The organism is Psychroserpens mesophilus (assembly GCF_050617655.1).
Taxonomy (GTDB): Bacteria; Bacteroidota; Bacteroidia; order Flavobacteriales; family Flavobacteriaceae; genus Psychroserpens; species Psychroserpens mesophilus_A.
Genome location: NZ_JBODQC010000008.1, coordinates 116,280 through 140,266, shown reverse-complemented (window position 1 = coordinate 140,266; position 23,987 = coordinate 116,280). Strand labels below are relative to the sequence as shown.

The 23,987-nt window shown below is 36.8% G+C and carries 21 protein-coding genes; 5 read left to right on the top strand and 16 right to left on the bottom strand.

Annotation, left to right across the window (positions count from 1 at the left end; all coding sequences use genetic code 11):
- A partial coding sequence (locus ACRHNM_RS13565) for a T9SS sorting signal type C domain-containing protein (protein WP_431137187.1) occupies positions 1-3,574 on the top strand: 3,574 nt, incomplete at its 5' end.
- A 1-nt stretch (position 3,575) separates the two neighbouring features.
- On the opposite strand, the gene ACRHNM_RS13560 is transcribed toward ACRHNM_RS13565, so the two are convergent.
- On the bottom strand, positions 3,576-3,899 hold the full coding sequence (locus ACRHNM_RS13560; RefSeq protein ID WP_431137186.1) for a hypothetical protein: 324 nt from the start codon (positions 3,897-3,899) through the stop codon (positions 3,576-3,578).
- A gap of 49 nt (positions 3,900-3,948) precedes the next feature.
- Between ACRHNM_RS13560 and ACRHNM_RS13555 the strand changes: the two genes are divergently transcribed.
- From ACRHNM_RS13555 to ACRHNM_RS13540, 4 genes are all read left to right on the top strand, one after another.
- Positions 3,949-4,134 (top strand): DUF5522 domain-containing protein, encoded by a 186-nt coding sequence (locus ACRHNM_RS13555; RefSeq protein ID WP_431137185.1) that lies wholly within the window; start codon positions 3,949-3,951, stop codon positions 4,132-4,134.
- Positions 4,134-6,134, top strand: a complete 2,001-nt coding sequence (locus tag ACRHNM_RS13550; protein ID WP_431137184.1) for a urocanate hydratase — start codon at positions 4,134-4,136, stop codon at positions 6,132-6,134. Before ACRHNM_RS13555 ends, ACRHNM_RS13550 begins: the two co-directional genes overlap by 1 nt.
- Positions 6,135-6,153: 19 nt before the next feature.
- Entirely contained in the window at positions 6,154-6,711 is a 558-nt protein-coding gene (locus ACRHNM_RS13545; RefSeq protein ID WP_431137183.1) for a DUF4136 domain-containing protein, read from the top strand.
- A gap of 120 nt (positions 6,712-6,831) precedes the next feature.
- Positions 6,832-8,508: a SulP family inorganic anion transporter gene (locus ACRHNM_RS13540; protein ID WP_431137182.1), complete on the top strand. Its 1,677-nt coding sequence runs from the start codon at positions 6,832-6,834 to the stop codon at positions 8,506-8,508.
- Between the two features lie 45 nt (positions 8,509-8,553).
- Here the strand turns inward: ACRHNM_RS13540 and ACRHNM_RS13535 are convergent, their stop codons facing one another.
- From ACRHNM_RS13535 to paaA, 15 genes are all read right to left on the bottom strand, one after another.
- Positions 8,554-8,919, bottom strand: a complete 366-nt coding sequence (locus tag ACRHNM_RS13535) for a hypothetical protein (RefSeq protein WP_431137181.1) — start codon at positions 8,917-8,919, stop codon at positions 8,554-8,556.
- Between the two features lie 71 nt (positions 8,920-8,990).
- Positions 8,991-11,069 carry an alpha-ketoacid dehydrogenase subunit alpha/beta gene (locus ACRHNM_RS13530; protein WP_431137180.1) on the bottom strand — a complete coding sequence of 693 codons (2,079 nt, stop codon included), beginning with the start codon at positions 11,067-11,069 and terminating at the stop codon, positions 8,991-8,993.
- Positions 11,070-11,187: 118 nt separating this feature from the next.
- Positions 11,188-12,504, bottom strand: a complete 1,317-nt coding sequence (locus ACRHNM_RS13525; protein ID WP_431137179.1) for a dihydrolipoamide acetyltransferase family protein — start codon at positions 12,502-12,504, stop codon at positions 11,188-11,190.
- A 2-nt stretch (positions 12,505-12,506) separates the two neighbouring features.
- Complete coding sequence (locus tag ACRHNM_RS13520) at positions 12,507-13,103, bottom strand: transferase hexapeptide repeat family protein (protein ID WP_431137178.1); 597 nt, start codon at positions 13,101-13,103, stop codon at positions 12,507-12,509.
- An 82-nt stretch (positions 13,104-13,185) separates the two neighbouring features.
- Positions 13,186-13,938 carry an enoyl-CoA hydratase/isomerase family protein gene (locus ACRHNM_RS13515; RefSeq protein WP_431137177.1) on the bottom strand — a complete coding sequence of 251 codons (753 nt, stop codon included), beginning with the start codon at positions 13,936-13,938 and terminating at the stop codon, positions 13,186-13,188.
- Positions 13,939-13,977: 39 nt separating this feature from the next.
- On the bottom strand, positions 13,978-14,295 hold the full coding sequence (locus ACRHNM_RS13510; protein ID WP_431137176.1) for a GIY-YIG nuclease family protein: 318 nt from the start codon (positions 14,293-14,295) through the stop codon (positions 13,978-13,980).
- 43 nt (positions 14,296-14,338) lie between these two features.
- A complete protein-coding gene (gene paaZ / locus ACRHNM_RS13505; protein ID WP_431137175.1) occupies positions 14,339-16,876 on the bottom strand; it encodes a phenylacetic acid degradation bifunctional protein PaaZ in 2,538 nt (845 codons plus the stop codon).
- A gap of 150 nt (positions 16,877-17,026) precedes the next feature.
- Positions 17,027-18,238 (bottom strand): acetyl-CoA C-acyltransferase, encoded by a 1,212-nt coding sequence (locus tag ACRHNM_RS13500; protein WP_431137174.1) that lies wholly within the window; start codon positions 18,236-18,238, stop codon positions 17,027-17,029.
- Positions 18,239-18,309: 71 nt separating this feature from the next.
- A complete protein-coding gene (locus ACRHNM_RS13495; protein ID WP_431137173.1) occupies positions 18,310-18,717 on the bottom strand; it encodes a hotdog fold thioesterase in 408 nt (135 codons plus the stop codon).
- A gap of 133 nt (positions 18,718-18,850) precedes the next feature.
- The gene (locus ACRHNM_RS13490; protein ID WP_431137172.1) at positions 18,851-20,023 is read right to left on the bottom strand and encodes a 3-hydroxyacyl-CoA dehydrogenase NAD-binding domain-containing protein; all 1,173 of its coding nucleotides are present in this window, start codon (positions 20,021-20,023) and stop codon (positions 18,851-18,853) included.
- Between the two features lie 93 nt (positions 20,024-20,116).
- On the bottom strand, positions 20,117-20,902 hold the full coding sequence (locus ACRHNM_RS13485; RefSeq protein WP_431137171.1) for an enoyl-CoA hydratase-related protein: 786 nt from the start codon (positions 20,900-20,902) through the stop codon (positions 20,117-20,119).
- 95 nt (positions 20,903-20,997) lie between these two features.
- Positions 20,998-21,498, bottom strand: coding sequence for a 1,2-phenylacetyl-CoA epoxidase subunit PaaD (gene paaD / locus ACRHNM_RS13480; protein ID WP_431137170.1), 501 nt, complete (start codon positions 21,496-21,498; stop codon positions 20,998-21,000).
- 67 nt (positions 21,499-21,565) lie between these two features.
- Positions 21,566-22,321, bottom strand: a complete 756-nt coding sequence (gene paaC / locus ACRHNM_RS13475) for a 1,2-phenylacetyl-CoA epoxidase subunit PaaC (RefSeq protein ID WP_431137169.1) — start codon at positions 22,319-22,321, stop codon at positions 21,566-21,568.
- 50 nt (positions 22,322-22,371) lie between these two features.
- Positions 22,372-22,659, bottom strand: coding sequence for a 1,2-phenylacetyl-CoA epoxidase subunit PaaB (paaB, locus tag ACRHNM_RS13470; protein WP_431137168.1), 288 nt, complete (start codon positions 22,657-22,659; stop codon positions 22,372-22,374).
- Positions 22,660-22,752: 93 nt separating this feature from the next.
- Positions 22,753-23,709 (bottom strand): 1,2-phenylacetyl-CoA epoxidase subunit PaaA, encoded by a 957-nt coding sequence (paaA, locus tag ACRHNM_RS13465; protein ID WP_431137167.1) that lies wholly within the window; start codon positions 23,707-23,709, stop codon positions 22,753-22,755.
- Between the last annotated feature and the right edge of the window lie 278 nt (positions 23,710-23,987).

Below are 23,987 nucleotides of genomic sequence, written 5' to 3'. Positions count from 1 at the left end.
ATTAGACTCTGGTATAGATGCTTGCTTTGGAACTCCAGACGATGATGTTTGGTATAGTTTTGTTGCCACTGGACCAACACATACAGTAGATTTAATAAATGTAGCTGGTAGCTCAACCGATTTATATCATGCCGTTTATGGTGGTTTTATTGCTCCTGATTGCTCTGTAGCTGTTGGTGATAATATTAGTTGTTCCGATCCTAACTCTAGCACAGTAACTGGTCTAGTAACTGGACAAACCTATTTTGTTCAGGTCTTTACTTATACAGCAACAGCTGGGCAAACCTCAACTTTTGATATTTGCATTGGTACACCTCCTCCTCCTCCTTCTAATGATGACCCTTGCGGCGCAATAGGTTTAACCGTAAATCCTGATTTTTTATGTGGTAGCACTACTACTGGTAGTGTTGCAAGTGCATTAGACTCTGGTATAGATGCTTGCTTTGGAACTCCAGACGATGATGTTTGGTATAGTTTTGTTGCCACTGGACCAAGCCATACGGTAGATTTAATAAACGTAACTGGAAGCACAACCGATATGTATCATGCCGTATATGGTGGATTTATTGATCCAGATTGCTCTGTAGCTGTTGGTGATAATATAAGTTGCTCTGACCTTGATTCTAGTACATTAACTGGTTTAGTTGCTGGACAAACCTATTTTGTTCAGGTCTTTACTTATACAGCAACAGCTGGACAAACTTCAAGTTTTGATATTTGTATTGGTACTCCTCCTCCTCCTTGTACCATTACTGTTACACCTATCACTACACCATCCTGTCCTTATGTAGATGTTACACCAGACACAAGTACTATAGTTGGTTCATGTGGATCAGCTGGAGCAGGCTCTGAAACTTTAACTGCAGAGTTTTTAGATTTAGGTGATACTTCTGATTATGATGTAGACATGATACCTTATAATGCGGCAACGTTTTCAAGTCTTGCTGCAGCAGCTACTACATCTGTTGGTCTAAATGATGATGATTATTGGTCTGATGCTTCCTACTCAATACCATTTGATTTTTGCTTTTATGGTAGTACGGTAACAAATTTTGTAGTTGGCGCCAATGGTATTATTTCTTTTGACACTTCTTTAGTTGATGATTATTCTGGTTACTCTTTTGATGAGAATTTACCAAGTACAGACCAATCATTAGTTGATAATGCTATTTATGTAGCGTCTCACGATATTGATCCAAGTGTAACAGGTTCTGGAGATATATCGTTCGGGACAACAACAGTTGGAGGTTGTAATGTATTGGTTGTTTTATGGGATAACATTCCATTATTTTCAAATGGTAATAATGGCGATAATTCAAAACGACATACAGCAATGGCTGTTCTTTACGAAGACACAAGTATTATAGAGGTTCTGATTGAAGAGAAAGTGATTGATGATGTTGGGCTTTTTTCTTCTGATATTTGGAATGACGGCAATGCCATTGTTGGGCTACAAAATCTTGGAGCGACAGAAGCTGTTGTGGCTCCATGTAGAAACTCTTTAGATTCCAATTGGGCTACAACAAATGAAGCCTGGCGTTTTACCCCATCTGGAGGAGCATCTATTGCTAATTTACAGTGGTTAGTTAATGGCACTTTAAATGCCGCTTATGATGGACAAACCTCTATAACGGTTAGTCCTGCAGCAACAACGACCTATACTGCTCAAGTAACCTATAATTTATGTAACAGTTCTACCCTTGTGGTTACTGATGACACTACTGTTACTGTTAGCGGAGGAAAAGTTTGGGATGGATCTGAATCTTCTGACTGGATGGATGCAGATAACTGGTCTGATGGCGCAATACCAACAGCTGCTGATTGTGTGATTATTCCTGTTACAGCTAATGACCCAATCTTGTACGATGATGATAATGGAGATGGCTTATATATGGTTATTGAAACAGGTGCTACGCTAACTTTAACCTCTGACACTGATAATGATGGATTTGCTTCCTCATTAACCATTCAAGATAATATTGATATACAAGGTACGGGCTCGTTGATTGTGCAAGATGATGCTAGTTTAATTCAGGTGTATGATAGCTCAACACCAACAGCTCCATCTGCCTCAAATAGTGGAAATATTACGCTCTATAGAGATACAGATATCAGACGATTAGATTATGTATACTGGTCAAGCCCTGTACAAGGATTTGATGTTTCGGATGTCTATGGAGCTTTTACACCTACTAACCGTATTTATACATGGATTCCTACTCAAGGGTCACCTCATATAGGACAACCAGGTAGTGTTCCTGTTACTGTTGGAGATTGGATTCCGATGAGTTCTGGAACTATGGTTGAAGGGAAAGGTTATATTGTTAGAGGTCCAACTAACCACAGTGCTGGAGCTTCAATTGAAACCGTTAGCTTTGATGGCGTGCCTAATAATGGTGTTTATACGCAAGTAATTAATAGTGGTAATTATGTTGGAGGTCCTTATACTTATAATCCTTATGGTGTAGATGTATTAAACGTTACAAATTTAGATGACAACTGGAATCTTTTAGGAAATCCTTACCCATCAGCTTTAGATGCACAGGCATTTTTAACACACCCAAATAATTCGATTATTGAAGGTGCTGTGCATATTTGGACTCATGGAACTCAAATTGGTAACAATGGAGATTCATTTTATGACGATTTTGCACTCACATACACTGCTTCTGATTATATCACTTACAATTTCTCTGGTACCAACACGTATGATGATGAAACATTTGCCGGAAAAATTGCTTCAGGACAAGGTTTCTTTGTTTTAGCTTTAAATAACAACGAGACAGGCAGTGTCACTTTTAATAACAGTATGCGTGATAGATCGCATCGTAATACTGCATTTTATAGAACAGCAAATTCAAATGATAATGTTTCAGATACTGACGCTATAGAACGCCATCGAATTTGGTTAAATTTAGTGAGCCAAAATGGATCAACATCTAATATTCTGGTTGGTTATATTGAAGGAGCTACTCAAGAAAAAGATCGATTGTTTGATGCCTATAACAGAGAAGCTAATGATTTAAATCTGTACTCTAAAATAGGAGATAAACGTATGATTATTCAGGGACGTGCCTTACCTTTTGATGTTAATGATCAAGTCCCACTTGGAACAGTTATTCCTCAAGCTGGTCAATATACTATTGCCATAAGTAATGTTGATGGTTTATTTTTAAATGAAGATCAAGCCATTTATTTAGAAGATACTCATGCTGGTATTATACATAATTTAAGAGCAGCACCATATTCGTTTACAGAAACAGAAGGTGTAGATTACGAAAACCGTTTTATTTTAAGATATACTGATGAGGCTTTAAGTTTAGATGATTTTGATTTAAGTACTTTAAACATCATTGCTCCTAAAGGGGATTATATTAAAGTAACCTCAGAGCAACACGTTATAGAATCTGTGATTGTTTACGATCTTTTAGGCAGAGTTTTATTTGATAAGTATGCTATTAACGAAAGTGAGTTTATTTTGAATAGCCATAACTTATCTGCTGGCACCTATATTGTTAAAGCAACACTAACAAATGGCTTTTCGAAAGCACAAAAAATAGTCTTAAAAAACTAAATTACATACATGTTGTAAAATTCCAAAAAGGCCTTGATTTTAAATAATTAAGGTCTTCTTGATTTGCATACGCTTCCCGTTCAAATGAAATATTGAGATACGCTTTCTTCCAGTTTTTATAAATTAGGAGACGGATGAAAAACTCAACAACATACCAAAAATAAAATGGAACAATAAGTAGTTCTAATTGTTGTCTTAAGTGTATTTTTTCATGATTAACCAGATTGCTATCTGCTTTTAAGCATCTATCCCTAAGAAAAATAAATGGAAAACATGTAATTCCCACATACCCTTTTGGCACCAAATATTTAGAAATTAAAATCATAGTTTATTGCTTTCAAAAATCAATCCAATTTCTACTATCTTTGTAAGATATGAAGAAAATCATTCCTTTAGAAGAAGGCGATTATTATTTAACACCCGAAGGGTATCGTTGTTTTACCGAACAGTATCTCTTAAAAAGAGGCTATTGCTGTGAAAGCGGATGCAGACATTGCCCTTACGGTTTTAACCCATCAACCTCGTTCAAGACAGGCGATAATACATTAAAAAAAAAGTAATGCAAACAACACACGTATCTTTTCAAGAACAAGTACAAGAAGGCATCCCAAATGTTTTACCACAACCTAAACCCTACGATGCTTCAATTAATCATGCTCCTAAACGAAAAGACATTTTGTCTCCAGAAGAAAAGAAATTGGCAATAAAAAATGCACTACGTTACTTTGACACCGCTCAACATGCTGAATTGATTCCTGAATTCAAAAACGAATTGGATACCTATGGAAGAATTTATATGTATCGTCTTCGTCCGGATTATAAAATGTATGCTAGACCTATTGAAGCCTATCCTGCAAAATCAAGACAAGCAGCAGCCATCATGCTGATGATTCAGAATAATCTGGATTATGCTGTAGCCCAACACCCACATGAATTAATCACTTATGGTGGAAATGGTGGTGTTTTTTCAAATTGGGCACAGTACAGATTAACAATGAAATACCTCTCAGAAATGAATGATGAGCAAACGCTTGTGATGTATTCTGGACACCCTATGGGATTGTTTCCCAGCCATAAAAATGCGCCAAGAGTTGTGGTAACAAATGGTATGATGATTCCTAATTATTCTCAACCTGATGATTGGGAGAAATTTAATGCATTAGGCGTTACCCAATATGGGCAAATGACAGCTGGAAGCTATATGTATATTGGTCCGCAAGGTATTGTACATGGCACCACCATCACTGTATTAAACGGATTTAGAAAAATAAAAAAAGAGCCTAAAGGTCATCTTTTTGTGACTTCTGGATTGGGTGGCATGTCTGGAGCTCAGCCAAAAGCTGGTAATATTGCTGGTTGCATAACAGTTTGTGCTGAAGTCAACCCAAAAATCACACAGGTTCGATTAGATCAAGGATGGATAGACGAAAAAATTACAGATTTAGATGCCCTTGTATCTCGAGTTACTAAAGCAAAAGCTGAAAAAGAAACTATTTCTATCGCGTACTTAGGAAACATCGTTGAGGTCTGGGAAAAATTTGATGAAGCCAATATTCATATTGACTTAGGAAGTGACCAGACATCTCTTCACAACCCTTGGGCTGGAGGCTACTATCCTGTAGATATGACATTTGAAGCAGCTAACGCTATGATGGCCAACAACCCTGAATTGTTTAAAGAGAACGTTCAGAAAACTCTTCGTCGCCACGCCACTGCAATCAATAAACACACCGCAAAAGGCACCTATTTTTTTGATTACGGAAATGCGTTCTTACTAGAAGCTTCAAGAGCTGGTGCTGATATCATGGCAGAAAATGGTATTGATTTCAAATATCCAAGTTATGTTCAGGATATTATGGGACCTATGTGTTTCGATTATGGTTTTGGACCATTTAGATGGGTTTGTGCTTCAGGAAAACCTGAAGATTTAGCAAAAACAGATGAGATTGCATGTGACGTATTAGAAAGCATAAAGAAAAACTCACCTGAAGAGATTCAACAGCAAATGGCAGATAATATCCAATGGATTAAAGGTGCACAGGAGAATAAACTGGTCGTTGGTTCTCAAGCTAGAATTCTATATGCTGATGCAGAAGGACGAATGAAAATTGCAGAGGCATTTAACAATGCTATCAAAAATGGCGACATTGGACCTGTTATTCTTGGAAGAGATCACCATGATGTTTCTGGCACAGATTCTCCTTATCGTGAAACCAGTAACATTTATGATGGCTCACGTTTTACAGCAGATATGGCCATTCATAATGTTATTGGAGATAGTTTTAGAGGTGCAACCTGGGTAAGCATTCACAATGGTGGAGGTGTAGGCTGGGGAGAAGTTATAAACGGCGGATTTGGTATGGTTCTTGATGGTAGTATAGACGCAGAAAAACGTTTAAAATCCATGCTATTCTGGGATGTCAATAATGGAATCGCCAGACGAAACTGGGCAAGAAATGAAGGAGCCGTATTTGCTATTAAACGTGCTATGGAAAGTGAGCCTAATTTGAAGGTTACACTACCAAACTTAGTTGATGAAGACTTACTAGACTCGTTATAACAACATAAAAACAATTGCTATGAAAAATACATTAAACATCTTACCGATTCTCATTCTTACTCTTTTTATAAGTTCATGTAGCTCTGTAAAAGTTGCTACAGATTATGATAAAGAAGCTGATTTTAACTCTTATAAAACTTTTGCTTTCTTTAAAACAGGAATTGATAAAGCAGACCTAAACGATTTAGACAAACGTAGAATTTTAAGAGCCATAGAAGCCGAGTTAATAGCTAAAGGCTTCACCAAATCTGAAAACCCAGATATGCTTGTAAGTATTTTTACCAAGTCACAACAACGAGTTGATGTATATAACAACACCTGGGGTTGGGGTGGTTTTGGTCCTGGTTGGGGAGGCTATGGTCCTGGTTGGGGCTGGGGTTTTAATAACCAACCTACGGTTTCTGTTAAATCTGAAGGCACTTTATTTATTGACCTGATAGACATGGAAAAGAAAGAATTGATTTGGCAAGGTATGGGAACAGGGTATATTTCACAAAAAATGGAAAAAAAAGAAGCACAAATTAAAGAATTTGTTATGAAAATAATGGAAAAGTATCCACCAGGAGTTAACCAATAAACCTCAGAAATTAAATTTATAAAAGCATCAAATGATTTTGATGCTTTTTTTGTTTTATAATATGAGTTTTAAGCTTCATTTATAAAAGCCTATATTTGCCGACTTTTAAGATTAAGTATTATGATATTAGGTCAAACCACTAGAAAAAACTTTACCCAAAACCCGAAAAACGATATCCTTTCTGGTCTTACAGTAGCTTTGGCACTAGTTCCTGAAGCAGTTGCTTTTGCTTTTGTTGCTGGTATAGATCCTTTAGTAGGTCTTTATGGAGCGTTTATGATGGGAATTGTCACTGCTCTTTTTGGCGGACGTCCTGGAATGATTTCTGGTGCTACTGGAGCTATGGCTGTTGTGATGGTCCATTTAATTCAAAAAGGAAATGAAGTAGGTATTAACCTTGAAACTCCCATAGAAAACCTTGGACTTCAATGGCTGTTTATCACCTTATTATTTGTAGGAGGTATTCAAATATTAGCTGGTATTTTTAAGTTAGGAAAGTTTGTTAGGCTTATTCCACATCCAGTAATGATGGGTTTTGTAAATGGTCTAGCCATTGTAATCTTTTTATCTCAATTAGGTTTGTTTCCAAATGCAGTTCCAAAAGATATTTCTATTTGGTCAAACACATCTCAATGGTTTTCTGCCTTGTTTACTAATACAGCTTTCTGGAAAATGATGGCTTTCATTGGTTTAACTATGGCAATCATGTTTGGTTTGCCTAAGCTCACAAAAAAAATCCCTGCCGCTTTAATTGCAATTGTTGTAGTTGCCTGTATTACCATTTTTGGTGGTATTGAAATGAGTACAGTTGGTTCATTCATTCAAGAAGGAGGCGGAAAAGGACTGGAAGGTGGATTACCTACATTTCAGGATCAAATTTTTGGTTTATTTGGAACCTTAGCTGGACACTGGGATTTAATTCTTTCTACAGCATTTATTTTAGCTGCAGTAGGTTTAATTGAGTCTTTAATGACACTTAATCTCATTGATGAAATGACAGAAACCAGAGGTAATGGAAACAGGGAATGTATCGCTCAAGGTGGTGCAAATATGCTTAATGGATTATTTGGAGGCATGGGTGGATGTGCCATGATTGGTCAATCTATTATTAATGTGGATTCTGGTGGACGAGGACGATTATCTGGTGCTATTGCTGCAGTGGCTCTACTCTGCTTTGTACTTTTTGGAGCACCCTTGATTGAACAAATCCCAATTGCAGCTCTTGTGGGTGTCATGTTTATGGTTGTTATAGGTACATTTGCCTGGAGTAGTTTTAGAATTATCAGAAAAATTCCTTTATCCGATGCCATTGTTCTTATTGCTGTTTCAGCAATAACGGTATGGAAAGATTTAGCTATCGCAGTGGTTGCAGGTGTTATCATTTCGGCACTTGTTTTTGCATGGAAAAATGCTACCATGATTAGAGCTCGTAAACGCATCCAGCCTGATGGCACAAAAACCTATGAAATTTGGGGACCACTTTTCTTTGGGTCTATTCAAAATTTCAACTCTAAATTTGATGTTAAAAATGATCCACAGCACGTTGAAATCGATTTTATAGAATCAAGAATAAGTGACCACTCAGCTTTAGAGGCCATTTTTAACTTAGTAAATAAATATGAAGCAGAAGGCAAATCCATAAAATTAAGGCATTTAAGTGAAGATTGTAAAATTCTACTCTATAAAGGAAGTCCTAAATTTAAAGAAGTTATTGTTGAAGATATTGATGATCCAAGATATCATTTAGCAGCAGATCCAGAAAAATTTACGAAACCCTTATCTGAGTATGATATATAAAAAAAAGCGACCAATTATGGTCGCTTTTTTTTTATTAAATCAATTCTATAACTTTTTGGCTAATTCTATATACTTTTTAAATTGTTCTTCATTTAAAATTTCTTTCATTGAAGCCATAACATATTCATCCATTTTAGTCTGCTTATCTTTTTGATCTTGCGAACTAACCTCAGCACGAACCTTGCCCATTTTCATTTCAACTTTTGAAAAAAGAGCGTAAACTTCTTCTTGTTGTTTTGTATTTAAGCCTAGAGGACGTATTAAACTAGATGTCATTTCCTTTGCTTTAGCATGAGATTTTTCGACACTAATAGATTTTCTCTCTTTTTCCATTTTAGCCTGAGCAGTCACAGATTGATTACCCAAAAATAAAAATAAGGCTGCCGCTATAAGTAGTATGTTTTTTTTCATAATAAAAATTAGATGATTAAAGGTTCAATATACAAAATTTCAGATACTTAAGCGTTAAAAATTTTAAAATGCTAGTAGTTTATCAATGCTTCTATTTTTGCCTTCACTTTTTCTGTTGAAGGAATCATGGTTTGTTCTAAGGTAGAATTTAATGGAATTGCTGGCATATTCTCGCTACCAATCGTCATGACTGGTGCATCTAAATATTTAAAACATTCTTCTTGTATTTTTCCAGCTAAAGCTCTCGCAAAACTATTGTTTGATGGTTCTTCAGTAACCACTAAACACTTACCAGTTTTTTTCACAGATGTCATTATGGTGTCTTCATCTAAAGGATATAGCGTTCTTAAGTCTATGATTTCAATTTGATCTCGCATATTGAGTTCTCCAGAAGCATTATACGCCCAATGTACTCCCATTCCGTAGGTAACAATAGTAAGTGTTTCGACATTATCTTGTTTCCAGATTTCCTGTAATACCCAAGCCTTACCAAAAGGTAATATATAATCTTCAGAAGGTTCAACAGACGTTGCTGTTAAAGTCCCAAGGACTTTTGACCAGTACAAGCCTTTATGTTCTAAAATTACAACTGGATTAGGGTCGTAATAAGCTGCTTTCATCAAGCCTTTTAAATCGGCTCCATTGCTTGGATACGCAATTTTGATGCCTCGAATATTGGTAATTACGCTCTCAACAGAAGAGGAATGGTAAGGTCCACCGCTTCCATAAGCACCAATTGGAACACGAAGTATCATACTTACAGGCCATTTTCCGTTAGAGAGGTAACAACTTCTACTCACCTCTGTAAACAACTGGTTAAGTCCAGGCCAGATATAATCGGCAAACTGAACCTCAACAATTGGTTTTAAGCCAACCGCACTCATACCAACGGTAGAACCGACTATAAATGCTTCCTGAATAGGCGTATTAAACACACGATCATCTCCGAACTTCTGAGCTAAAGTTGCAGCTTCTCTAAACACACCTCCTAGTCGGCCACCAACATCCTGTCCGTAAAGCAAACACTCTTTGTGTTTTTTCATGAGTTCTTCAACTGCAAATAAGGCACAATCAACCATTACGACCTTATCTGCACCTTCAGGAGCACGAACTCCTTTTTCCTCTGTAATTGGAGTAGGAACAAAATCGTTTGTAAATAAATCTTCAGGCTTAGGGTCTTCGGCTTTTAAAGCTTTTTCAAAATCTGATTGTACTTTTACTTTCGCAGAATTTTCTATGTTCTGAATATCTTCAGAAGAAAATCCGTTATCTAACAATTGTTGTTTTAAGACCGGATAAGGGTCCCGAGATCTGGCTTCCTCTAAATCGTCACGATACCATTCCATTCGTACACCAGATGTATGGTGATTTAATAATGGAACTTTAGCGTGTACTAAAAATGGTCGTCGTTCTTTTCTAATCGTCGCAATGACCTTTTCAATAGCTTCATAGCTTTCCATAAAGTTAGCGCCATCGATAGAGATTGCCTCTAATCCATGAAATCCTTGAGCATATTCAAAGGCGTTTTGTGCTCTGGTTTCAGCCGCATTAGCCGAAATATCCCAACCATTATCTTGTACTAAATACAGAATTGGCATTTGCTTTAAAGCGGCCATTTGGAAGGCTTCAGCGATTTCACCTTCAGTAACTGAGGCATCACCAAGAGAGCACACTGTTATTGGTTTAAGACCTCTCGACTCCGCTCGAGGTGACAACTTTGCTGCTTCGTCTTTAATGCCTTGTAATTCTTTATACTGCATTCCCATGGCAACTCCTGTTGCAGGAATCGCTTGCATACCAGTTGCGGAAGACTGATGAGGAATTTTAGGTTTATCATCATCCTTTAAGCTTGGATGAGAATAATAGGTTCTACCACCAGAAAACGGATCATCTTTCTTTGCTAATAATTGCAACATGAGATCATAAGGTTGTAACCCAAATGATAACAACATGGCATCATCTCTGTAATACGGAAAGGCATAATCTTGAGGTAATAACTGCATTCCTAAAGCGGTTTGAATTGCCTCATGACCTCTTGAAGTCGCGTGTACATATTTTGAAACCTGTTTGAAATTTGCTTCATATAATTCTGCCATGGCTTTGGCAGTACATAGGTTTGAAAATCCTTTTTTTAGTATGTCTTTATTCATATCAAATGCCTGCTAAAGCAGGAATCTTATTTCTCGCATTCCACACTAGGTTGCGGAATTTATTAAACTTTTATTTTATTGTGGATCCCAAATCAAGTTTGGGATGACAAATTTTTAATTAAACTGTTCTATTCACATCAAACTGTTCGAAATAATCAGCAACGCGACGCACAAAGCTTCCTCCCAAAAATCCATCAACAACACGATGGTCAAAGGATAAGGATAAATACATCATACTTCTTATCGCTATTTCATCACCTTTTTTTGTTGTGATGACTTCAGGTCGTTTTTTAATGATTCCTAAAGCAAGGATAGCAACTTCCGGCTGATTGATGATTGGTGTGCCCATGACACTTCCAAAAGTTCCAACATTAGAAATCGTGAATGTGCTTCCTTTAATATCATCACCCTTCAAATTATTTTCTCTGGCTTTATTTGATAATACATTAACGTTTTCTGCCAGTGTTTTTAAATCTTTTGTATCTGCATTTTTAACAACAGGAACAATGAGATTTCCACTAGGTAATGCGGTTGCCATACCAATATTGATATCTTCTTTAACAATGATGTTTTTTCCATCAACAGAAGCATTTATATTTGGAAAATCTTTTACTGCTTTAGCGACAGCCTCTACGAACAACGGAGTAAATGTTAAGCGTTCGCCATATTTTTCCTGAAAAGCAACTTTGTTAGCATTTCTCCAATTGACCATATTGGTTAAATCGGCTTCAACATAAGCGGTTACGTGAGGTGATGTATGTTTTGAATACACCATGTGATCCGCAATCATTTGTCGCATACGATCCATTTCTATCACTTTACCCTTACCTTTATCAAAACTTAATTGTGGAATGCGATATGCTGTTGGATCTTGCTGTAAAACTGGTTGTGCAAATTTATAGGGTCTTCCGTCTTCGATATACTGAAACACATCACTTTTACGTAAACGACCTTCGTGACCAGTAGCCGGAATTCTGGCTAATTCTTCAAAACTGATATGATGTTCTTTGGCTATTTTTATGATTAACGGCGAAAAGAAGGTGTTGCTGTTAGACACTGAAAATGCATTTGATTTCGATTCCTCAACTGCTTTCGGAATGGCAGTTCGTTTCTTTTTAGGTATTTCAACTTTCTTTTCAGAGGGCTCTACTGTGTTCGATTTGACCGCTTGTTTTTTTGTTTCTTTTGCTGTACCATCTGCTTTGATTATAGCAATTGTTTCGCCAATTTTAATAACAGCATTAGCCTCAAATAAAATCTCCTCGACAACTCCTGAAACATTTGAAGGCACTTCAGAATCTACTTTATCTGTTGCAACTTCAAGAAGCATTTCATCTTCTTCAATGGTATCACCAACATTTTTAAACCATGTAATGATGGCAGCTTCTGTGATACTTTCTCCCAATCTGGGCATTTTAAATTCTACTTTTGACATAATTACTTTTTCATAAAATCACGAAGTGTGTCATAGACACCTTCTTGTAATATTCTTTCTTTAGACACTTCGCGTAAAGGCTCTACTTCTTTTAAACTCTCATGGCAATCTGCTGGTAATTGCTGATACAATTGCGTACCTTTCGTTTTCCATGCCATCATATCATCAGTTACGTCTTTGATGACTTTTGCAGGATTACCAACCACTAAACTTCGTTTTGGAATTATCGTTTCCGCTTTAACAAATGCCATAGCACCAACGATTGATTCATCACCAATTACAGCATCATCCATAATGACTGTATTCATTCCAATTAAACAGTTTCTACCCAAATTAGCACCATGAATGATGGCTCCATGACCAACATGAGCGCTTTCTTTAAGTGTGATAGATTTTCCAGGAAACATGTGTACAGTACAATTTTCCTGAACGTTGACACCATCTTCTAAAATGATTTGTCCCCAATCTCCACGAATGGCAGCACCAGGACCAATGTAACAGTTTTTGCCAATAATGACGTTTCCCGTTACAGCAGCCAGAGGATGCACGAAACTAGATTCGTGAACAACTGGTATATAACCTTTAAAGCTGTAAATCATATGATATAATTGTTGTCATTTGGAGAACAAAGGATGAAGCTATCTTTTGATGTGATTCTTCGCTTTGCTCTGAATGACAATTCTATTTAAATCCTTTTAATTTTTCTTTAGTAAAGTCTGACAACACTAATCGTCCGCTTGTTTGTGCGCGTTCTGCTAATAGCTCATCCCAATCATCTGTCCCTTTCCAGAACACTTTTTTCATCTCCATCATGGCTTCAGTATTGTAGGTACATAAATGCTCAGCAGTAGTTTTTACAGCCTCATCCAGTTCTTCTGTACTGTCGTAAACCTGTGTAAATAAACCTTTTTGTTTTGCCCATTCTGCTGGATAAAATGAATTGGCATCAATGGCTATTTGCGACATGGCACTCAATCCTATTTTACGTTCAATGGCTGGACCAACAACAAATGGTCCGATACCAATATTTAGTTCACTTAATTTGATTGCTGCAAATTTTGTTGACATACAATAATCGGTTGAAGCAGCTAAACCAACGCCACCACCAACAGTTTTTCCCTGGATGCGTCCGATGATAAATTTCGGACATTTACGCATCGCATTGATGACATTGGCAAATCCTGAAAAGAATACTTTTCCGGTTGCGGCATCGTTAATATTTATCAATTCTTTGAAGCTGGCTCCTGCACAGAAGGTTCGATCTCCACCACTTTTAAGTACAATCACTTTAATGGCATCGTTTTTACCAGCATCAGCAATGGTTTGGGCTAATTCTGCCAGCACATCTCCTGGTAAGGAATTATGTGCAGGATGAAAAAACTCGATGTATGCTACTTCGTTTTCTATGGTCTGTTTTACGTATGGTTCACTCATGTTTTTGGTATGTCAATGCGCACTAGTTGCGCATTCGTATTAAACTTTTTTCTTGTTATACTTGGTTAAATCCCAATCCTTACTCAAATCTAACCAGTTAGGGTTTATAGATTCTATTTGATTGATTTTCCATTGTCGCTTCCATTTTTTAATTGTCTTTTCTCTTCTTATTGCGATTCTTATATCTGAATGCATTTCAAAATAAACTAACTTTTTAATGTTATAATGTCCTACATGAGTTCCAAAAGTTGCTAATCTATGTTCACTTATTCGTCTTTCAATATTATTTGTAACTCCAACATAAAAGATATGATTTCTTTCGTGAGTTAAAATGTAGGTATAATATTTTTTAGACATTTCGTTTCAATTTAAGCGAATGCGCAACGAGTGCGCATTGACTTTATAAGAGACCAAATTGCTCAAAATGATGATTTAAATGTTTTCTTTCGAGCAGATAGGATTCATAACGATTCAATTCACCAAAAACTAAATTTTTAAGCTTAGCTTCCGGATGTTCTTTAAAATATTCTAAATACTTTTCCCGTTGCGCTTTGAACTTTTCGATAGCTGTTTCCAAGTCAGCATGTTGTAAATCCTCTAATTTATCTTTTTCTAATTGAGGAAATTGACTGTTTTTTGGAAATTTGTCGTAATTATATAAGCTTGCATGTACTTTTTCCAATATCTTTTCAGGCGTTGCAATTTCAAAATCCTGAAGCTCTCCTGAAGCTATTTTATAGGTGTATTCTAAATGTTCAATCATGTGTTGAGCTGTCATAATTCCCCATTTTGGTTGTGCATCTTGAGTCAGTTTAGATAAACATTCTTCTATTTTATCTTCAGTCATTTCAACAAAAGTTTCTTGTTTCTTTTGAACCATTGTTAAAATGGTAGCCACTGCAACTAAAGGACTGTCTTTTTCACTTTTTTGGCTATCTGGTCTATTCTCAAAATCGGCATCAAACACTTCTACATGCCATTTAACAATACCACTTGGATGTTCAGTTGAAGCGACATCACGATCTACTTTTTGTTTGCAGGTCAATCTTACATAAATGGTATCGTTGTGATATAATGGTCGTAAAAACCGAATACTATCTAAGCCATAGTTTGCTGCTACTGGACCTTTATTTGGATAGACAAACAAACCTGCTGCTGCTGAAATGATAAAATAGCCATGCGCTGTTCTTTTTTCAAAGATACTTCCATCTAAAGAGGTGATATCTGTATGTGCATAAAAATGATCCCAAGTGAGATTCGCAAAGTTGATGATATCGGTATCAGTCAAGGTTCGTTTATGTGTTTTTAGTGACATTCCTGGTTGAATGTCTTCCCAGTGGTATTTGAAAGGATGCTGTTCTGCTTCTTTATATTTTGCATTTTGCTGGTATATGCCAGTGATTTCTGTAATTGTTGTTGGTGAACCTTGGATAGCAGTACGTTGTAAGTAATGTTTAATACCTCGCATGCCTCCCATTTCTTCACCTCCTCCAGCACGACCTGGACCACCATGAACTAAATACGGCAGAGGTGAACCATGACCAGTACTTTCTTTAGCACTTTCTCTATTGAGCACTAAAATTCTTCCGTGATGACTGGCAGCATTCACCACATAATCTTTAGCTATGTTATCGTCATAAGTTGCTATTGAAGACACTAAGGATCCTTTACCCATTTGAGCCAAAGTAATGGCTTCCTCTAAGGTTTTATAAGGCATTATAGTGCTTACTGGTCCGAAAGCTTCTCGTTCATGAATGATTGTATTTTGAAACGGATGATCTGATCTAAGTAAAATCGGACTGATAAACGCTCCTTTTTTTGCATCTGCTCCAATGGTTTCAATTTTGTCTAAATCGCCATAAACGATTTGTGCTTCTTTGGCTAAATCATTTACAGAATCTCTAACCGCCTGAACCTGTTGCTGACTCACAAGCGATCCCATTCGGACTTCTTTTAGTCTAGGATCACCAATGGTGACTTTATCTAAGGCTTTTCCTAAAGCTATCTGGACGTCTTCCACTAAGTTTTCAGGAACAATGATGCGTCGGATTGCAGTACATTTTTGTCCGGCTTTAACCGTCATTTCTTTTCGAACTTCTTTAATAAACAAGTCGAATTCGGGAGTTCCCGGAACAGCATCTTCACCTAAGACAGACGCATTTAATGAATCGGCTTCCATAGTAAAAGGCACAGATTCTTGAATCAGTCTAGGATGTGCTTTTAAGAGACGTCCTGTTTGTGCTGAACCTGTAAACGTAACAACGTCCTGAGATTCTACTGTATCGAGAATTGTTTTAACAGTTCCGTTTATAATTTGTAAAGCCCCTTCTGGCAAAATACCTGAGTCTATAATTGTTCTTGCCACAGCTTCTGCTAAATAGGATGATGAAGGTGCAGGTAAGACTACTGCTGGCACTCCAGCCATCCAGTTCACGGCACATTTTTCTAGCATGCCCCAAACTGGAAAATTAAAGGCATTGATATGCACTGCAACTCCTTTTTTGGGTACCATAATGTGATGCGCCATAAAGCGTCCACCACGAGACAAATCGATAGGATCACCTTCTACATGATACGGTTGATTAGGAAACAATTTTCTAAGTGATGCATTGGCAAATAAGTTACCAAAGCCACCTTCAATATCAATCCAACTATCGACTTTTGTTGCTCCTGTTCTGTAACTTAAATCGTAAAAGGCATCTTTTCTTTTAGTAAGATATAATGCCAGTTTCTTTAGCATATTGCCTCTTTCCTGAAATGTCATTTTACGAAGTTGTTCTCCACCTTTTGTTCTTCCGTAGTTTAAGATTTCGGGAATATCTAATCCTTCAATAGCAACACTAGTAAATGCTTCACCAGTAATAGCGTCATGAATTGGTGCTCCTTCTTCTTTTCCTGTTGTCCAGTGTCCCTGAACGTAATGTTGTATTTTATTCATCTTTACTGTTTACTTTATAGTGGATTCCGTATCAAGTATGGAATGATAATTCTTAGTTAGTCATTGCGTTAGCGATTGAGGCATTTGTTGAAGCTCCTCGCAGAGAGCGACTGCCGAAAGCGCGACCCTTGTGGTAACGCCCAAATTTTATTACATATTTACATTTTCAATAATTGCAGCATACCCTTGTCCGACACCAATACACATGGTAATTAAAGCATAGCGTTTATGTTGTTCTTGCAACTCTAAAGCTGCAGAATACGCTATTCTTGCACCAGTAACTCCGAGAGGATGACCAATAGCAATCGAACCACCATTTGGATTTATTCTTGGATCGTCATCTGCTATTCCCCAAGCTCTTGTGCATGCCAAGGCTTGAGCAGCAAAAGCCTCATTTAACTCAATGATGTCTATATCATCCATTTTCAAGCCTGCTTTTTTTAAGGCTTTGTTAGATGCTTCTACTGGACCGATTCCCATAATTCTTGGTTCGACACCAACCACTGCAGAACTTACGATTCTTGCCAAGGGCTTTAAGTTGTATTTGTTTACGGCATTTTCTGAAGCTATGATTGTTGCTGCAGCTCCATCGTTTAATCCTGATGAATTTCCTGCAGTTACACTTCCACCTTCTTTTTTAAATGCAGGACGTAATTTTCCTAAAATTTCTAAAGACGTTGTTGGTTTCACAAACTCATCTTTTGAAAATCGGATGGGATCTTTTTTTCGCTGCGGAATTTCAACGGTTACAATTTCTTTTGCAAGTCTGCCACTTTCCTGAGCTTTTGTTGCTTTCATCTGGCTCCAATAGGCAAACTTGTCTTGATCTATTCTTGAAATAGCATATTTTTCGACTAAGTTTTCAGCCGTATTTCCCATGCCATCCGTTCCATAGAGTTCTTGCATTTTAGGATTGATAAAACGCCATCCGAAGGTTGAATCATACATTTTTGCATCACCTCCAAATCCTGTTGATGGTTTTGCAATCACGTATGGTCCACGTGTCATATTTTCAACACCTCCTGAGATGAATACATCTCCATCTCCAGCTTTTATAGCGCGATTGGCATGAATGATTGCTGATAACCCTGAACTACATAATCGGTTTACTGTTTCTCCTGGAACTGTAAAGGGTAATCCAGCTAATAATGAAGCCATTCTTGCTACGTTACGATTATCTTCACCAGCCTGATTAGCGCAACCCATAATAACATCATCATAGGCTTCTTTGGGAATGTTTGGATTTCGTTTTACAACTTCTGAAATCACCAGGGCAGCCAAATCGTCTGTACGAACAGCAGATAATGTGCCTTTGTAGTTTCCTATTGGTGTTCTAATTCCGTCTATTAGGTATGCTTCCATTTATATTTTGGTTTACGATTTACGATGTACGACTCCAATCTGAACTCATACATCGTAAATCTTATATTCATTTATTCTTTCCAATCTTTTTGAGTTCTATAAACTACACCTTTAAAAAGTGCGACCAACTCGTCTCCTCGTTTCACTTCAATAATATTGAAGCCCAGTTTATTATTTACTTTTTCAATTACTGATTCTGCAACTAAATAATCACCTTCAGCAAGCGCTTCAATATGATTGATACTGGTTTCAATAGACACAGCATATTTACCATGTGTATTTGCAGCAAAGCCAAAAGCAGTATCTGCTAGTGAATAACTTATTCCTCCATGTGCTTTGTTCATGCTGTTTAGCATGTCTTTTCTAATAGTCATTGCTACCTTACAGCGACCTATTTCACACTCAAGAATCTCAATACCTAACCATTGGCTATAGGCATCTAGACTTAGCATTTTATATGGAATCTGTTCTCCTTTCATATTTACTTCCCACGAAAGCGGAAATCACTTTATTGTTATTTTCATTATGTGGATTCCGCATCAAGTGCGGAATGACAAATCACTTGTTCTTGATACAAAATTGCTAAAAAGCAATTTCACTCGAACCGACGTTCTAATTAAAAAAAGTTCTATTTTCTTTATTCATGTTACGCAATAATGGACTGCATCGATATCTGTCTTCATGATATTCGTTATATAATTTGTCCATTTTTGATACACACCAATCGATTCCTTTTTCGTCAGCCCAAGCCAATAACCCTTTTGGATAATTAACACCTTTGGTCATGGCATTGTCAATATCTTCAGCTGAAGCAATATTTAAAAACAAAGCGTCTGCTGCTTCGTTGATGAGCATTACTAAAACACGGTTAAAAATTTGTTTTGCTAATTCATTGTCTTGAGACCTTTCTACTGCGTTCGAAGAAACAAGCTTTCCGTTTTCGTCATAATCGTAATAGCCTTTTCCTGATTTTCTGCCTAAATAACCAGCTTCAGCAAAACGTTTTTGCGTAAATGCAGGTTTATATCGTGGATCGAAATAAAAAGCAGTAAATACTGTTTCTGTTACTGTGTAATTCACATCATTACCAATAAAATCCATCAATTCAAATGGTCCCATTCTAAAACCTCCCAAAGACTTTAAACTCCAATCAATCGTTGAGAAATCGGCAATGCCTTCTTCATAAATTCTCAAAGATTCACCATAAAATGGTCGTGCCACTCTATTGACAATAAAACCAGGTGTGTCTTTTGCAACAGCTACTACTTTTTTCCAATCGGAAATAGTTTTCACTGAAATATCTAAAACTTCTTTTGAAGTTTGAATAGCTGGGATTACCTCAACAAGTTTCATTAAAGGTGCTGGATTGAAAAAGTGAATTCCGATACAACGTTCAGGCTTTCGTAATGAAGCAGCAATTGATGCAATGGATAAACTAGAGGTATTTGATGCAATAATACAATCATCTGACACGTAACTCTCTAATTCTGAAAATACTTTTTGTTTGATATCAAGGTTTTCAATAATAGCTTCGATGGTTAAGTCTGAATCTGACAAATCTTTTAAACTATCAACATAAGAAATGTTTGTCTGAATCCTTTCTTTTTCAACAGAATCAATTCGTTCTTTTTCGATAAGGCGTGATAATATGTTTTCAAGACTTACTTTCGCTTTATCTAAAGCAGCTTGATTTGTATCGTATAATTTGACTTTACAACCAGCTGTGGCAGCAACTTGTGCGATCCCACTTCCCATTGTTCCACTTCCTATTATTCCTACGTTCATTCTTTATCTTTTATTATAGATTCCGCATCAATTGCGGAATGACAAAACTGATTAATTTTTAATGAGCTTCTTCGCTATCGCTCTGAATCATATTTATTTTCCTTTGAATTCTGGTTTACGTTTTGCAATAAATGCGGCTACACCTTCTGCATAATCTTCACTTTGCGCAGCTTCGATTTGTAATTTTGATTCTAGTGCTAACTGTTCCTCAAGAGTATTCGTCATAGATTGATTAAATAGTTCTTTGATGAATCCTAAAGCTTTCGTTGGCATATTGGCTAATTTAACAGCTAGTTTATTCACTTCGTTTTCAAATTCTTCAAATGGAATCATTTTATAAATCATTCCCATTTTTTCTGCTTCTTCAGCAGAAATCTTATCTCCCAACATGGCTAAAGCCGATGCTTTTTGAAACCCTATTAATCTTGGTAAAAAGAAAGTTCCTGCACTATCAGGAACCAAACCAATTAAGCTAAATGCCTGTATAAAACTCACTTTTTCATGAGCCACAACAATGTCACAAGCCAGAGCTATGTTTGCTCCTGCTCCAGCAGCAACACCATTAACAGCTGCAATGACTGGTTTTTTTATATTTCTAATTCTTGTGATGATTGGATTGTAATGTTCATCAAGAATTTTTTTAAATCCTGGATTTAACTTTGAATCTGTCACTTCTTTTAAATCCTGACCAGCACAAAATGCTTTTCCGTTTCCTGATAAAACGATTGCTCTCACCTCTTCATTAGTTTCACAGTCGTCCATAATCGATTGGAGACTCAAGGCCATTTCACGATTAAAACTATTAAAGACTTCTGGTCTGTTAAGCGTAATATACGCGACCTTATTTTCAATTTTCAAAAGAATTGAATTATTACTCATACCCTTGTTCCTGCAAAAGCAGGAATCTTATTAATTAAACTTCTAATTATTCTTGATGAGATCCTGAAACAAGTTCAGGATGACACAACAAGTTGTCATTTCAAACACTTAAAATAATCAAATGGTTCCTGGCAATCCTCACACTGAAATTGTGCTTTACATGCCGTTGAACCAAACTGACTTACCAATCGTGTGTTTTGTGAACCACAATTGGTACACTTTACGATTCGTTTTCCGTTCAGCAATACATCTTTATCAGCTTCTGCATTTAAAGGTGCTGCTATTCCGTAATCTTCCAGTGCTTTTCGTCCTCTTGGTGTAATCCAATCGGTTGTCCAAGCTGGATGCAAAATCAAATCAATTTCAGATTCGTAACCTGCATCCTTTAATGCTTTTTTTATATCATCTCCAATCACATCCATTGCTGGACAACCACTATAGGTTGGAGTGATTTCAACTTTCACACTATTATTTTCGATAACCGCAGAACGCACAACTCCCATATCCATAATAGATAACACTGGAATTTCGGGATCAGAAACTTTTTCCAAGATTGGAATTAAGAGTTTGTTTATGTTTTGTTCTGTTGTTGTCATAATTACTTCTCGATCTTCTCAACACAATTTGTTAGTTGCTCACACATCACTCGAAGTGACGTTTCATTTACCATTCCATATTAGGATACGTGCGTTGCATGTATTGTAAATCGCTTAACAAATATCCTAAATGTTCTGTATGAATACCTTCTTTACCTCCTTTTTGAAACCATTTAGATTCAGGGATTTGAAGGTTTGCTTCCTTTAGAAGCTCATTTATATTGTTATAATAATCCTCTTTCAGTTTAGTAACATTAACACCTACACCTTTTGCAACCATTGCTTTATCAGCTTCTGTCTGATGAAATAATTCATCTGTGTAGGTCCACAAATCGTTGATAGCTTCTTGCATTTTTTGGTTACTCTCTTCTGTGCCATCACCTAAACGTCTTACCCAATCTGAAGAAAAACGTTCGTGATAACTCACTTCTTTGATACACTTGTTTGCTATGGCAGACAATGTTAAATCTGAACTTTTTTGTAATTCAGCTAAAAATGCCAGGTGATAGACATCAAATAAAAACTGACGACCAATAGAATATGCAAAATTTGTATTTGGTTGTTCTACCAGTAATACATTTTTATATTCCCGTTCTTTTCGGAGCATGGCGATATCATCTTCTGTTCGGTTATCTCCTGCAATTTTTGAAGCATATTGAAAATAGCTTCGTACTTGTCCGAATAAGTCCAGTGAAATATTCGTACAAGCGATATCTGTTTCTAAACTTGGACCATGACCACAAAGTTCTCCCATGCGCTGACCAAGGATAAGGCTATTGTCTGCGATACCAAGAATGTAATTATAAAGATTTTCGTTTTTCATGTTATTTTTTTCTCATGAGATTCTGAAACAAGTTCAGAATGACGTTAGTACTACATGTGTTTTACGTCGTCTGGTAAATCATAAAACGTTGGATGACGATATACTTTATCCTGAGCAGGTTCAAATAATTCGCCATTGTGCTCTGGATTAGAGGCTGTAATATGTTTAGATTCTACAACCCAAATACTTACGCCTTCATTGCGTCTTGTATAGACATCACGAGCGTTCTCAAGAGCCATTTCAGCATCTGCCGCATGAAGACTCCCAAAATGTCTGTGTTCTAGTCCGTTTTTACTTCTTACAAAGATTTCCCAAAGAGGCCAGTTTTTTGTTGCCATAATTTAGTGCCCAGAAAAGTGGGTATTTATTTAATTAAACTTCTTCTTTACTTAACGAGATACTAAAGCAAGTTCAGTATGACGTATCTTATATTAAACTGCTTGTTTTTGTTTTCTTTCTTGTTTCTTGTCGGCATAAGCCATTGCAGCATCACGAACCCATTCACCTTCTTCCCAAGCCTCAACCCTGGCTTTCATTCGTTCTTTATTACATGGTCCATGACCTTTAACAACCTGCCAGAATTCATCCCAGTCGATTTCACCGAAATCATAACTTTGACGCTCTTCGTTCCATTTTAAATCTGGATCAGGAATTGTTAACCCGATTAAATCTGCCTGAGGAACGGTTTGATCAATAAACTGCTGACGTAATTCATCGTTAGTTTTACGTTTGAGTTTCCATTTCATAGATTGCTCAGTATGCACAGATTTATCATCCGTTGGCCCTAACATCATCAAACTTGGCCACCACCAACGGTTTAATGCATCTTGAGCCATATCTTTTTGTTCAGGCGTTCCGTTAGCCAGTTTCATCATGATTTCATAGCCTTGACGCTGGTGAAAACTTTCTTCTTTACACACACGAATCATTGCTCTGGCATAAGGTCCGTAAGATGTATTACACAAAGGCACCTGATTGATAATGGCTGCACCATCAACCAACCAACCAATAGCTCCCATGTCTGCCCAAGTTAATGTTGGATAATTAAAAATACTTGAGTATTTGGCTTTTCCGGAATGGAGTTGATGGTACAATTCATCTCTTGAAACTCCCAAGGTTTCGGTAGCAGAATAAAGGTATAAACCATGTCCTGCTTCATCTTGTATTTTTGCCAGTAAGGCCACTTTACGTCTTAAGGAAGGTGCTCTTGTGATCCAGTTGCCTTCAGGAAGCATTCCTACAACTTCTGAATGCGCATGTTGCGACATCTGCCTGATATGTGTTTGACGATACTTTTCTGGCATCCAATCTTTTGGTTCGATTTTTTCGTCTCTTGAGATACGTTCATCGAATTGTTTTTCCAGATTTTTAATTTGATCTTCACTCATAGTTCTTAGCTTTTTGCTATTGGCTTTTGGCCTTTAGCGAGTTGAACTTTAATTTTCTTTTTTCAATATTTTGTGTAATTCTACATGATTAGTTGTAGAACTATTAGTTTTATAAATAATGTAATTCTGAAACATGTTCAGAATGACGTTTAATCATATTTTAGATTCCTCGACGACACTCGGAATGACACTTATTGTTATGTTTCACAATCGCTTTGCGTTAAGGATGGAGCATTTGTTGGAGCTCATCTTTGATAGCGACTTGCGAGAGCCTGACC

Excerpts from the sequence above, each read along its gene's own strand:
- ACRHNM_RS13560 (WP_431137186.1), bottom strand. The coding sequence starts at position 3,899 with ATGATTTTAATTTCTAAATATTTGGTGCCAAAAGGGTATGTGGGAATT.
- ACRHNM_RS13555 (WP_431137185.1), top strand. The coding sequence starts at position 3,949 with ATGAAGAAAATCATTCCTTTAGAAGAAGGCGATTATTATTTAACACCC.
- ACRHNM_RS13550 (WP_431137184.1), top strand. The coding sequence starts at position 4,134 with ATGCAAACAACACACGTATCTTTTCAAGAACAAGTACAAGAAGGCATC.
- ACRHNM_RS13545 (WP_431137183.1), top strand. The coding sequence starts at position 6,154 with ATGAAAAATACATTAAACATCTTACCGATTCTCATTCTTACTCTTTTT.
- ACRHNM_RS13540 (WP_431137182.1), top strand. The coding sequence starts at position 6,832 with ATGATATTAGGTCAAACCACTAGAAAAAACTTTACCCAAAACCCGAAA.
- ACRHNM_RS13535 (WP_431137181.1), bottom strand. The coding sequence starts at position 8,919 with ATGAAAAAAAACATACTACTTATAGCGGCAGCCTTATTTTTATTTTTG.
- ACRHNM_RS13530 (WP_431137180.1), bottom strand. The coding sequence starts at position 11,069 with ATGAATAAAGACATACTAAAAAAAGGATTTTCAAACCTATGTACTGCC.
- ACRHNM_RS13525 (WP_431137179.1), bottom strand. The coding sequence starts at position 12,504 with ATGTCAAAAGTAGAATTTAAAATGCCCAGATTGGGAGAAAGTATCACA.
- ACRHNM_RS13520 (WP_431137178.1), bottom strand. The coding sequence starts at position 13,103 with ATGATTTACAGCTTTAAAGGTTATATACCAGTTGTTCACGAATCTAGT.
- ACRHNM_RS13515 (WP_431137177.1), bottom strand. The coding sequence starts at position 13,938 with ATGAGTGAACCATACGTAAAACAGACCATAGAAAACGAAGTAGCATAC.
- ACRHNM_RS13510 (WP_431137176.1), bottom strand. The coding sequence starts at position 14,295 with ATGTCTAAAAAATATTATACCTACATTTTAACTCACGAAAGAAATCAT.
- paaZ (WP_431137175.1), bottom strand. The coding sequence starts at position 16,876 with ATGAATAAAATACAACATTACGTTCAGGGACACTGGACAACAGGAAAA.
- ACRHNM_RS13500 (WP_431137174.1), bottom strand. The coding sequence starts at position 18,238 with ATGGAAGCATACCTAATAGACGGAATTAGAACACCAATAGGAAACTAC.
- ACRHNM_RS13495 (WP_431137173.1), bottom strand. The coding sequence starts at position 18,717 with ATGAAAGGAGAACAGATTCCATATAAAATGCTAAGTCTAGATGCCTAT.
- ACRHNM_RS13490 (WP_431137172.1), bottom strand. The coding sequence starts at position 20,023 with ATGAACGTAGGAATAATAGGAAGTGGAACAATGGGAAGTGGGATCGCA.
- ACRHNM_RS13485 (WP_431137171.1), bottom strand. The coding sequence starts at position 20,902 with ATGAGTAATAATTCAATTCTTTTGAAAATTGAAAATAAGGTCGCGTAT.
- paaD (WP_431137170.1), bottom strand. The coding sequence starts at position 21,498 with ATGACAACAACAGAACAAAACATAAACAAACTCTTAATTCCAATCTTG.
- paaC (WP_431137169.1), bottom strand. The coding sequence starts at position 22,321 with ATGAAAAACGAAAATCTTTATAATTACATTCTTGGTATCGCAGACAAT.
- paaB (WP_431137168.1), bottom strand. The coding sequence starts at position 22,659 with ATGGCAACAAAAAACTGGCCTCTTTGGGAAATCTTTGTAAGAAGTAAA.
- paaA (WP_431137167.1), bottom strand. The coding sequence starts at position 23,709 with ATGAGTGAAGATCAAATTAAAAATCTGGAAAAACAATTCGATGAACGT.